Origin of the sequence: Flavobacterium sp. PL12, assembly GCF_039123485.1 — a bacterium.
GTDB lineage: Bacteria > Bacteroidota > Bacteroidia > Flavobacteriales > Flavobacteriaceae > Flavobacterium > Flavobacterium weaverense.
Map to the genome: position 1 here is coordinate 42,512 of NZ_JBANDI010000028.1, position 11,134 is coordinate 53,645.

Below are 11,134 nucleotides of genomic sequence, written 5' to 3' on the forward strand. Positions count from 1 at the left end.
CTCTAGCTTTTCTTTAAATTAAAAACAGGTTTATTGATACTATCAAAGTGTGTTAATTAAGTAAAACCTGTTTCATTGAATAAAAGTATTCATTACGCTTTTCCTTAATTTATGAAATAATTTAAAAGTTCTATATTTGTTGCTCTTTCTAAGAAAATAAACTAAAAAACAAACCAATGAAAACTTTAAGTGATTTCGATTTCAAAAATAAAAAAGCTATAATAAGAGTTGATTTCAATGTTCCTTTGGATGAAAACTTCAAAGTAACAGATACAACACGTATTGAAGCGGCAAAACCAACTATCGATGCGATTCTTGCGCAGGGAGGAAGTGTAATTTTGATGTCGCATTTAGGCAGACCAAAAGGAGTAGAGGAAAAGTATTCATTGAAACATATTTTATCAACAACTTCAGAAATATTAGGAGTACCAGTTCAGTTTGTTTCAAATTGTATTGGTGAAGAAGCTTCAAGTGCTGTTTCAAATTTAAAATCTGGAGAAGTTTTATTGTTAGAAAACTTACGCTTTCATGCCGAAGAAGAAGCTGGAGATGTTGCTTTCGCTAAAGAGTTAGCGTCGCTAGGTGACATTTACGTAAATGACGCTTTTGGAACTGCGCACAGAGCACATGCTTCAACAACTATTATTGCACAGTTTTTTCCAAAAGAAAAATGTTTTGGATTGTTATTGTCGAAAGAAATTGAGAGTTTAAATAAGGTTTTAAAAAACAGTCAAAAACCGGTTACAGCAGTTCTAGGAGGATCAAAAGTATCTTCTAAAATTACTGTAATAGAAAATATTCTAGATAAAGTGGACCACATGATAATAGGTGGTGGAATGACTTTTACGTTTGTGAAAGCATTAGGAGGAAAAATTGGTAATTCTATTTGTGAAGATGACAAACAAGAATTAGCGCTAGAGATTTTGCGATTAGCCAAGGAAAAAGGAGTTGAAATTCATATTCCTGTTGATGTTGTTGCAGCCAATGCTTTTTCTAACGATGCAGAAACTCAAATTGTAGCTGTAGATAAAATTCCTGACGGATGGCAAGGTTTAGATGCGGGTCCAAAATCATTAGAGAACTTTAAAAAAGTGATAATGGATTCAAAAACGATTCTTTGGAACGGTCCTTTAGGAGTATTCGAAATGGAAAATTTTGCTAATGGAACAATTAAATTAGGAAACTTTATAGCAGATTCAACTGCTAACGGCGCTTTCTCACTTGTGGGTGGTGGTGACTCTGTGGCAGCAGTAAAACAGTTTGGTTTAGAAGATAAAGTAAGCTATGTTTCAACAGGTGGTGGCGCAATGCTAGAAATGCTAGAAGGAAAAGTACTTCCTGGAATAGCAGCTATTTTAGATTAATTATAAAAGAAATCACAAATTACTTTTTAGAAACTTAAAAATAGCGCTCTTAAAGTATAAATTACATAAACGTTTCTTAAAACCTTAACAATAACTCTGTTGTTAAGGTTTTTTCGTTCAAAAACATATTGAATTATTCGTTTAATGACATTTTTATAGAGAATCAGTCGAAATTTCTGCACAAATAAACGAAATATTACATTTTTAACAATAAATAAAGAAATTTTTAGTTTTAAGCTACTAAGTTTGTAAAAATTGAGCTTTGTAATCATTTGAAATATAGATCATTGATCGTAAAACTATGAGTATAAAAAATACCACCCTATCGTTTTTTCTATTGTTATCAGTACAGTTATTTTCGCAAGAAAGCTATGAAAGTAAAGTATCTGAGAAATTTGAAACAAAATTATCCTATTTAGATTCTATTAAGAACTCCTTTGTAAACAATGCATTAGCTTCTCGAGTAGACAGTTTGTGGATGAACGAATTAGTAAGTTTAGATTTATTTAATTCCATTTCTGAGGATATTCAAAACGTAAATATTGATGCTTCCGTTGACTATGAATTACCAACAGATCTTTTAAAAGAAAGATTAGCGGCAATGGATGCTAAATCACCTTTTAATATAGAATACAATCAAGGATTAGAAAATATCATCAAATCATTTTTGAAGAATAGAAAAAAATCTTTTGAGCGACTTATGGGTGTCTCAGAATATTACTTCCCAATATTTGAAGAAGCATTAGCAAAACAAAATGTTCCATTAGAGATAAAATATCTTGCTGTTGTTGAGTCCGCTTTAAACCCAAAAGCAGTTTCTAAAATGGGCGCTACTGGTTTATGGCAATTTATGTATCATACAGGAAAGCAATACGGTCTTAAAATTGATTCTTATGTCGATGAGCGCAGTGATCCTTTGAAATCTAGTGCAGCCGCAACTCAGTACATGACTAATATGTACAAAATGTTCGGCGATTGGGATTTAGTTTTGGCTTCTTATAATTCAGGTCCAGGAAATGTATCTAAAGCCATAAGACGTTCTGGAGGACAAAAAAATTATTGGAACATTAGAAAAAACCTTCCCAAGGAAACTCAAGGATACGTTCCTGCTTTTTTAGCCACGATGTATCTTTACGAATACCATAAAGAACACGGGATTGTACCTCAAAGAGCAGCAATAAAACATTTTGCGACCGATACTATTATGATCAAGCAACAAATGTCCTTTAAACAAATAGGAGATTTACTAGATGTTCCCATTGCACAATTGCAACTTTTAAATCCGTCTTATAAATTGAATGTTGTACCATCTTACAAAGAGCAGAACCACTATTTAAGATTGCCGCAAGATAAAATTGCGATTTTTGCTTCTAATGAAGATCAGATTTATGCCTATGCTCAATATCAATTAGAAGGTCGCGAAAGACCATTTCAAGCAAGCAAAGCAGTTGCTTCAAGAAATAAAACTAGCGCTTCAAATCAAAATAATAGGGTTTCAAAAACTACTTTTTATAAAGTTAAACGAGGTGATAACTTGGGTGCGGTAGCAAACAAATATGATGTATCTATTTCTCAATTGAAAAAATGGAATAATCTTAAAAGTAACTCAATTGCTTACGGTAGAAATTTGAAAATTATTAGCACAGAAACTACAAGTAAAGTTATCAATAAAGATATAAAAATTGATAATGCGTCGTCAGAGCTTAATTCGAAAAATCAAGCTGTAGCATCAAAATCTAACAAAGAAGAAAAAACTATTGCTACATCAGCAGATTTAGCTTCTGTTTATGTAGTTCAAAAAGGTGATAATTTAGGTAGTATTGCTCAAAAATATAATGTTACTGTAGCTGAAATTCAAGAATGGAATAATCTCGCAAATGAAAATGTGCAGTTTGGAATTTCGTTGCAAGTAGCAAAAAAGGAGTTGAGTCCTAAAGAAGATATCGCAATAGTTCAAGAGCGAAAAGATATTGAGTATACCGTTCAAAAAGGTGACAACTTAGGGGGAATCGCTACTAAATTTGGAAGTTCGTTAGCAGAGTTGAGACAATGGAATAAACTTCGGGATAACACTATTTCTGTCGGTAAAAATTTAATTGTTGCTAAGGATGAGGTTGTAATTATAACTGATAAAGCAACAGTGAATTCATTCAAAACTAAAGCGAATAATACAACGGCTTCAAATAAAGCAGCAACAGATTATTACGTTAAAAAAGGAGATTCTTTATTTAGTATTGCTAAAAAATATCCTGGAATTACTATTTCCGACTTAAAAAAATGGAATGATATTCGCAGTGAAGACATTAAACCTGGAATGAAGTTGAAAATTAACGGATAATAGAATAAACTTCTATAAATTTGGGTTTTATCTATTAGCAAATTAGTTATGAATAAAACCCATATTATATTTTTCTTTGTTTCGCTGTTATTATTTTCTTGTAAAAAAGAAAATGAAGCGCTACCTCGCAAAACAGTTGGAAAAATAAACACCATTTCTGTCATCATTGATGATCAATTATGGAATGGAGATATTGGCGATAGCATTCGAAATAAATTTGCTTCACCAGTAATTGGTTTGCCTCAAGAAGAACCATTATTCAACATCAATCAGTATCCAACAAAACTACTCGAAGGATTCATGACTGACACGCGAGCAATAATCGTTGTGAAGAAAGCCGAAGAGAACAAGTTTGAAATCCGTAAAGATCAATACGCATCACCTCAAAATGTGTTTCATATCTCAGGGAAAACGGGAGCAGATATTATAAGTTGTATCGAAAAGAACGCTCCAAAAATGATTCAGATTATTAAGGAAGGTGAAATTTTGGAAACCCAAAAAATCAACAGCCAAACTTTGATAGATCCTAAAGTGATTGGTAATAAGTTTCATATTTCAGTACAAATCCCAACTGGTTACGTGTATGTTCTTCAAAAAAGTAATTTCATGTGGTTGAAGAAGGAAATAATAGGTGGAAATAACAGCATTTTAATTTATCAAGTTCCGCTAAACACTATTAATCGTAAAGGAGATTTAATTAGCTGCATCGTTAAAATGCGCGATTCTATTGGGAATTTATATATAAGTGGCAAAGAACCGAATACAAATATGCTTACTGAAGAAGCGTATGCACCGTACCTTTTTAAAAGCAATCAAGATGGAAAAGAAGCTTATGAAACAAAAGGAACTTGGCAATTAAACAATGATTTCATGTCTGGTCCTTTTATTAATTATGCTATAATTGATCCTGAATATAATCGAATCTTAGTGTTAGAAGGTTTTTGCTATGCCCCTTCAAAGGATAAGAGAGATTTAATGCATGAATTAGAAGCCATTATAAAATCAGTTGCTATTAATAAAAGGTAATTATAAATTTCTTTAATTTGCATTTTATAACGCAACCTACCTATGGCTATACAGTGGAACATTAAACCTTTCGATGCACTTTCTGTTCACGAACTATATGATTTATTACAACTAAGAAGCGAAATTTTTGTGGTTGAGCAAAACTGTGTTTATTTAGATCTTGATGGTAAAGACAAATTAGCTTTGCATCTTACTGGTGAATTTGAAGGTAAAATTGTTGCCCATGCCAGACTATTCAAACCCGGTATTAGTTTTGATAATGCATCAATAGGTCGTGTTACCGTTGCTGCCAATTACAGAGATAGAAAATGGGGTCACGATTTAATGCGAGAATCTATAGCAGGAATTCAAAATCACTTTGGTGTAAGCGCAATTACTATTGGCGCACAATTGTACCTCAAAAAATTTTATGAAAGTCACGGCTTTGTCCAAACCAGCGAAATGTATTTAGAAGATGATATTCCTCATATAGAGATGATCAAGGAATAATTTTTATATTTTGAGAATCGTATTGTAAGCGTTAGTATTTCCTAAAAGTGCAGTTGCTCTTTTAATCTCCGCATTGTTTTGAATGTAATATTGGTATAAGCCTTCTTGATATTGATATCTTTTTATGATTTCATCGACCATTAAATTTTTGATTTCCTTTTGATTTTTATCTAGTAAACTGTTTTCAGTTTTTTGAAGCGCTGATAATAGCTGTTGGTATTCGGCTTGAATGGATTCGTCTAGTTTTTCTTTTTTGGCTACAGCCAAAGTGTTCTTCAATGCTATTTCCGTTTCAGTATCAAAAGAGAATTTTTGAGCTTTTAGGAATTGCTTAAAATCAGAATAGTCAGCGTCAGTTATTACGGGAATTTTAGCGCCTAGATTTGGATTTTTATAATAATAACTGGTCACATAATTAAAAATTCCGTCATTTCTGAGTAATGCATTGGTGATCGGACTTGATTTAGTTTCTTCAAGTTCCACGTCAGGTTGGATTCCGCCACCATCATAAACAGTTCGTCCTTTTCTTGTTTTAAAAGCATTAAAATTCTTCTCGTCAGTTTTAATAGCCATACCATTTTTATCTTTTTTCGAATAATCCAATGCTTGAATACATCTTCCCGATGGCGTGTAATATCTCGAAATAGTTACTTTGAGTTGGGTACCAAAGGTTAAATCAACTGGTCTTTGTACTAATCCCTTTCCAAAACTGCGACTTCCCAACACAACAGCACGGTCTAAATCCTGTAAAGCACCAGCCACAATCTCTGATGCTGAAGCACTGCGATCATTGACAAGTATAATTAACGGAATTTGAGTATCAACAGGATCCTTAGTAGTTTTGTAAGTGCTAGTATGTTTTTCAATTTTCGATTTTGTTGTCACAATGGTTTCATTTTTTGCAACAAATAAATTACAAATATTCACAGCTTCGTTTAACAATCCACCAGGATTATCTCTTACATCTAAAATAATTCGTTCAGCACCTTCTTTTTTTAATTGCTCCAAAGCATCTTTAGTTTCCTGCGATGCTTTTTTATTAAAACGAGCTAAAACGATGTAACCCGTTTTATCGTCGATTTTTGCAAAGAAAGGAACTGATTTTATTTCTACTTCATCAAGAATAATTTGAGTTGTATTTACTTTTCCTTGTCTAATGTATTTAATATCTATTTTAGTGTTTTTCGTCCCTTTGAATAGATTTGAAGCCTCATCTTTATATTCTGATAAAAGTATATCGCCTACTTGAATAATCTCATCTCCTGCTTTTAGACTTGCTTTGTCTGCTGGAAAGTTCTTGTAAACTTCTTTGATGATAAGTTGCTCCTTTTTTCGAGATAAAACAGCACCAATGCCTGTGTATTCTCCTGTATTATTTATTTTAAATCGCATTACATCTTGCTCGTTGAAATAAACCGTGTACGGATCTAGACTTGCTAACATTCCTTTGATTGCCTTGTCCATTAAATCTCCGGGATTAGTCTCATCTACATAATTCTTATTTAATTCCTTAAATAGCGTAGTGAATATTTCGATTTGCTTAGCTATCTCAAAAAAATCATCTTTGAAACTAGTGCCTATAAATAGAAATCCAGAAGCTACGATAGGTATTATGACTTTTTTTGGAAAGGAGAAATTCATGATTTTATGGACTAAATTAGAAAACACTAAATTAGAAATAAATCACGAATAATTTTGCCCAAGAAACGAGCAAATTAAGATGCTTAGATATTGTAATAAATGATTGGCTAGATTTCTGGAATCGGCTCGCTCTGTAAAGAGTTTTTAGTACAGTTTTGAGTTATGAATTTCTCAAAGAGTTGAATCGTTTTAGTATTTATTTCATCGTAAGACAATCTGTCTTTCGTTTGATAAAAAAACATAAAAGAATAAGGTTGATCTAAATTGTCAATCAATAAATGTTTGTTAAGTCGATAAGTTTCGCGGAGAATTCGCTTAAAATAATTGCGATCGACTGCTTTTTTAAAGTTTCGCTTTGAAACTGAAACTCCCATTTTAATTTTCTCGCCTTCGCCAAAAGTACCTGCCTTATAAACTAAACGCAAAGGATATTTTGAAACTGATTTCCCTTCAGTAAATAATAAACCGATAGTGATTTTACTTTTTAGCTTTTCGTTTTTTGGGTACTTGAAATTCATTTTGATAGAAAAAAGGCGTAATTTTTGAAAAGCAAAGTTACAATTAAACGCTGAGTCGATATATTGTTTTGGATTTAAATAGCGCTAAAAATATATTTCTTACTTTTGCAGTTAATTTTTAATGCATGCAAAAAATAATTTCGTATCCTATTTCCGTAATTTATTATTTATTTTTCGGTCTGACATTGCTTGTTTTTCATCCAATTCAGTGGGTTTGTTTTAATGTTTTTGGTTATCACGCACACAAAGTAAGTGTCGATTATCTTAATTTTTTCTTGCTGAGATGCACTAATATTTTAGGCACTACCTACAAATTTGAGAATATAGAAAGTATTCCTAAAAACGTACCGTTAATTTTTGTTTCAAATCATCAAAGTATGTACGATATAATTGCCATGATTTGGTTTTTTCGTCGTTTTCATTGTAAATTTGTAAGTAAAAAAGAATTAGGAAGCGGTATACCTAGTGTGTCATTTAATTTACGCCACGGTGGATCAGTTCTTATTGATCGAAAAGATCCTAAGCAAGCGATTCCAGCGATAAAAGGTCTTGGTGAATATATAGAAGTTAATAATCGTTCGGCAGTTATTTTTCCAGAGGGAACTAGAAGTAAAACCGGGAAACCCAAAGAATTTGCACAAAGTGGTTTGAAAATTTTATGTAAATATGCTCCATCTGCTTATGTTGTTCCAGTTAGTATTAATAATTCCTGGAAAGTAGTAAAATATGGGTTTTTCCCTTTAGGTTTAGGAAATCGCCTTACCTTTGTAGTACATAAACCAATTGCGGTTAAAGATTATGAATTTTCTGAATTGATGGAAATTACGGAAAAAGCAGTTGTTCAAGGAATAAAAATTTAATACATACACATAATGTCAATAAAAAATATTCGATTAGAAGTAATGCAGTTTTTAGAAAAAAACGTAGATAGCTTTGTCGATCAGTATCTAATCCCAGTAGAAAAAATATGGCAGCCTACAGATTTTTTGCCTGATTCTCAGAGTGATACTTTTTTTGATGAGGTAAAAGAATTACGTGAAATTGCAAAAGAATTACCATATGATTTCTGGGTAACTTTAGTAGGAGATACTATTACTGAAGAAGCATTGCCAACATACGAATCGTGGTTAATGGATGTTGATGGAATTGATAATGTGGAAAGAAACGGCTGGTCTAAATGGATCAGACAGTGGACTGGTGAGGAAAATCGTCACGGTGATTTATTAAACAAGTACTTGTACTTGTCTGGTCGTGTCAATATGCGTGAAGTCGAAATGACTACGCAACATCTTATCAATGATGGTTTTGATATTGGAACCGGTAGAGATCCATACAAAAACTTCGTGTACACTAGTTTTCAAGAATTAGCGACTTACGTTTCTCATAATAGAGTAGCACAAATGGCTAAGAAATATGGTGATAACAAATTATCTAAAATGTGTAAAATGATTGCTGGTGACGAAATGCGCCATCATCATGCATATAGCGAATTTGTAACTCGTATTTTTCAAGTAGATCCAAGTGAAATGATGCTTGCTTTTCAATATATGATGAAAGCTAAAATCGTAATGCCTGCTCATTTCTTAAGAGAATCAGGTGAGAAAATAAGTTCAGCATTCGAACAGTTTTCTGATTCGGCTCAAAGAATTGGTGTTTACACCGCTGCAGATTATGTTGATATTATGCAAAAGTTGATTGACAAATGGGAAATCGATAAAATGAGCGGATTAACAGACGAAGCAGAGAAAGCGCGTGATTATTTAATGAAATTACCAGCGAGAATGGCAAGAGTTTCAGAAAGATTAGTGATTCCGCAAGAATCTCATATTTTTAAATGGGTAGAGCCGGCTGTAATAAGATAAATTTTAGAGTTCTAAATAAATATTTAAGTGTTGAATTTTAAAGTAATAGCTTTAGAATTCAACATTTTTTTTAAGAGTACATAAATAATGATAAAGTCTGATTTAATAAGTAAAACAATATCTTTCGTTAAAGCGAAACTAGAAAATGCCGAAGGTGGTCATGACTGGTTTCACATCGAAAGAGTATATAGAAATGCAATACTGATTTCTAAAAATGAAGTTTGTGACACTGCTGTAGTACAATTAGGAGCGTTGCTTCATGATATTGCCGACAGTAAATTTCATAATGGTGATGAGACTATTGGTCCAAAAATAGCACGTGAATTTTTAAAAGCGGAAGATACTGATCAGCCTACAATTGATCATGTTATAAAAATCATTGAAAACATCTCTTTTAAAGGAGGAAATTTTGAAAAGGAGTTCCACTCTAAAGAATTAGATATTGTTCAAGATGCAGATCGATTAGATGCTTTAGGCGCTATTGGAATAGCTAGAATGTTTAATTATGGAGGTTTCAAAAATAGAGCAATCTACGATCCTAAAATCGCACCGAATACTAAAATGACTAAGGAAGAATACAAAAAGAGTGCTTCACCTACGATTAATCATTTCTATGAGAAGTTATTTTTACTTAAAGATAAAATGAATACTGAGACTGGAAAGCAAATAGCTACTGAAAGACATCGTTATATGCAAGGATTTTTATCTCAATTTTACGCAGAATGGGAAGGAGAGAAGTAAGGTTTTAGATCGAAATTCGTTTTTCTTTCATTGTAATTATAACTTTTTAGTTGTCTTAGTATAATTTTTGCAAGTAAGTGATTGTTGAGATTTCTCTGGAATGAAAAAAGAGGATAATTTGTCGTTGCGATAATTAAACTAAAACACTTTTATAAACAAACTCTTTCTACCACGTTTGTCACGCTGGAAGCGTCTCATTGCTTTTGATTTTTGTAAATAAGTAATTGTTGAGATTCCTCCAGAATGACAAATCAGTACAGATTATCACCTCGGATAACTAACTAAAGCACACTTTTAAACAAACTCTCTCTACCACGTTTGTCACGCTGGAAGCGTCTCATTGCTATTGATTTTTGTAAATAAATAATTGTTGAGATTCCTCCGGAATGACAAATTAGTAATGAGTGTCTGTGCAATAATTAAATTAAAGCGCTTTTTTAAAAAGACTTTCTCTATCACGTTCGTCGCGCTGGAATCATCTTATTGCTATTGATTTTTGTATATATCTAATTTTTGAGATTCCTCCGTAATGACAAAATAGTATAGTTTGTAACTCAGCTAATTAAATCAAAGCGCTTTTTTAAAAAGAGTTTCTCTACAACGTTTGTCACGCTGGAACCGTCTCATTGCTATTGATTTTTGTCTATATGTAATTTTTGAGATTCCTCGGGAATGACAAATTAGTACAGTTTATTACCTTGGGTAACTAACTAAAATACTTTTTTAAACAAACTCTCTCTATCACGTTTGTCAAGCTGGAAGCGTCTCATTACTATAGAGTTTTATGAAAATTTAATTGTTGAGATTCCTACGGAATGACATAATAGTCTAGTTTGTAACTCAGCTAATTAAATCAAAGCGCTTTTATAAAGAGAGTTTCTCTACAACGTTTGTCACGCTGGAAGCGTCTCACTGCTATTGATTTTTGTAAATAAGTAATTGTTGAGATTCCTCCGGAATGACAAATTAGTCCAGTTTATTACCTTGGGTAACTAAGTAAAATACTTTAAAAAAAAATTCTATCTATAAAGTTTGTCACGCTGGAAGCATCTCATTGCTTTTGATTTTTGTAAATAAGTAATTGTTGAGATTCCTCCGGAATGACAAATTAGTAATTAGTGTCTGTGCGATAATTAAATTAAAGCGCTTTTTTAA

General features: G+C 32.3%; 9 protein-coding genes. 7 read left to right on the plus strand and 2 right to left on the minus strand.

Annotated elements, in window-relative coordinates; genetic code table 11:
* The first annotated feature begins 176 nt into the window (after positions 1-176).
* The 4 genes from RCH19_RS12705 to RCH19_RS12720 all read left to right on the plus strand — a co-directional run bounded on the left by RCH19_RS12705 (position 177) and on the right by RCH19_RS12720 (position 5,217).
* Positions 177-1,364, plus strand: a complete 1,188-nt coding sequence (locus RCH19_RS12705; RefSeq protein WP_343023532.1) for a phosphoglycerate kinase — start codon at positions 177-179, stop codon at positions 1,362-1,364.
* A 301-nt stretch (positions 1,365-1,665) separates the two neighbouring features.
* Complete coding sequence (locus RCH19_RS12710) at positions 1,666-3,702, plus strand: LysM peptidoglycan-binding domain-containing protein (protein ID WP_343023533.1); 2,037 nt, start codon at positions 1,666-1,668, stop codon at positions 3,700-3,702.
* A gap of 48 nt (positions 3,703-3,750) precedes the next feature.
* On the plus strand, positions 3,751-4,728 hold the full coding sequence (locus RCH19_RS12715) for a DUF4837 family protein (protein WP_343023534.1): 978 nt from the start codon (positions 3,751-3,753) through the stop codon (positions 4,726-4,728).
* 42 nt (positions 4,729-4,770) lie between these two features.
* Positions 4,771-5,217: a GNAT family N-acetyltransferase gene (locus tag RCH19_RS12720; protein WP_343023535.1), complete on the plus strand. Its 447-nt coding sequence runs from the start codon at positions 4,771-4,773 to the stop codon at positions 5,215-5,217.
* Between the two features lie 3 nt (positions 5,218-5,220).
* Here RCH19_RS12720 and RCH19_RS12725 read toward each other — a convergent pair whose 3' ends face one another.
* Both RCH19_RS12725 and RCH19_RS12730 read right to left on the minus strand, forming a co-directional pair.
* Positions 5,221-6,858 carry a S41 family peptidase gene (locus tag RCH19_RS12725; protein WP_343023536.1) on the minus strand — a complete coding sequence of 546 codons (1,638 nt, stop codon included), beginning with the start codon at positions 6,856-6,858 and terminating at the stop codon, positions 5,221-5,223.
* Between the two features lie 107 nt (positions 6,859-6,965).
* Positions 6,966-7,376: a ribonuclease P protein component gene (locus RCH19_RS12730; RefSeq protein WP_343023537.1), complete on the minus strand. Its 411-nt coding sequence runs from the start codon at positions 7,374-7,376 to the stop codon at positions 6,966-6,968.
* Positions 7,377-7,501: 125 nt separating this feature from the next.
* Here RCH19_RS12730 and RCH19_RS12735 point away from each other — a divergent pair, with 125 nt between their 5' ends.
* The 3 genes from RCH19_RS12735 to RCH19_RS12745 all read left to right on the plus strand — a co-directional run bounded on the left by RCH19_RS12735 (position 7,502) and on the right by RCH19_RS12745 (position 9,979).
* Positions 7,502-8,236, plus strand: coding sequence for a lysophospholipid acyltransferase family protein (locus tag RCH19_RS12735; RefSeq protein ID WP_343023538.1), 735 nt, complete (start codon positions 7,502-7,504; stop codon positions 8,234-8,236).
* A gap of 12 nt (positions 8,237-8,248) precedes the next feature.
* Complete coding sequence (locus RCH19_RS12740) at positions 8,249-9,238, plus strand: acyl-ACP desaturase (RefSeq protein WP_343023539.1); 990 nt, start codon at positions 8,249-8,251, stop codon at positions 9,236-9,238.
* 87 nt (positions 9,239-9,325) lie between these two features.
* Positions 9,326-9,979, plus strand: coding sequence for an HD domain-containing protein (locus tag RCH19_RS12745; protein ID WP_343023540.1), 654 nt, complete (start codon positions 9,326-9,328; stop codon positions 9,977-9,979).
* Positions 9,980-11,134: the final 1,155 nt, after the last annotated feature.

Bases quoted from the DNA above. Each gene is read 5' to 3' on its own strand.
- RCH19_RS12705 (WP_343023532.1), top strand. From the start codon at position 177: ATGAAAACTTTAAGTGATTTCGATTTCAAAAATAAAAAAGCTATAATA.
- RCH19_RS12710 (WP_343023533.1), top strand. From the start codon at position 1,666: ATGAGTATAAAAAATACCACCCTATCGTTTTTTCTATTGTTATCAGTA.
- RCH19_RS12715 (WP_343023534.1), top strand. From the start codon at position 3,751: ATGAATAAAACCCATATTATATTTTTCTTTGTTTCGCTGTTATTATTT.
- RCH19_RS12720 (WP_343023535.1), top strand. From the start codon at position 4,771: ATGGCTATACAGTGGAACATTAAACCTTTCGATGCACTTTCTGTTCAC.
- RCH19_RS12725 (WP_343023536.1), bottom strand. From the start codon at position 6,858: ATGAATTTCTCCTTTCCAAAAAAAGTCATAATACCTATCGTAGCTTCT.
- RCH19_RS12730 (WP_343023537.1), bottom strand. From the start codon at position 7,376: ATGAATTTCAAGTACCCAAAAAACGAAAAGCTAAAAAGTAAAATCACT.
- RCH19_RS12735 (WP_343023538.1), top strand. From the start codon at position 7,502: ATGCAAAAAATAATTTCGTATCCTATTTCCGTAATTTATTATTTATTT.
- RCH19_RS12740 (WP_343023539.1), top strand. From the start codon at position 8,249: ATGTCAATAAAAAATATTCGATTAGAAGTAATGCAGTTTTTAGAAAAA.
- RCH19_RS12745 (WP_343023540.1), top strand. From the start codon at position 9,326: ATGATAAAGTCTGATTTAATAAGTAAAACAATATCTTTCGTTAAAGCG.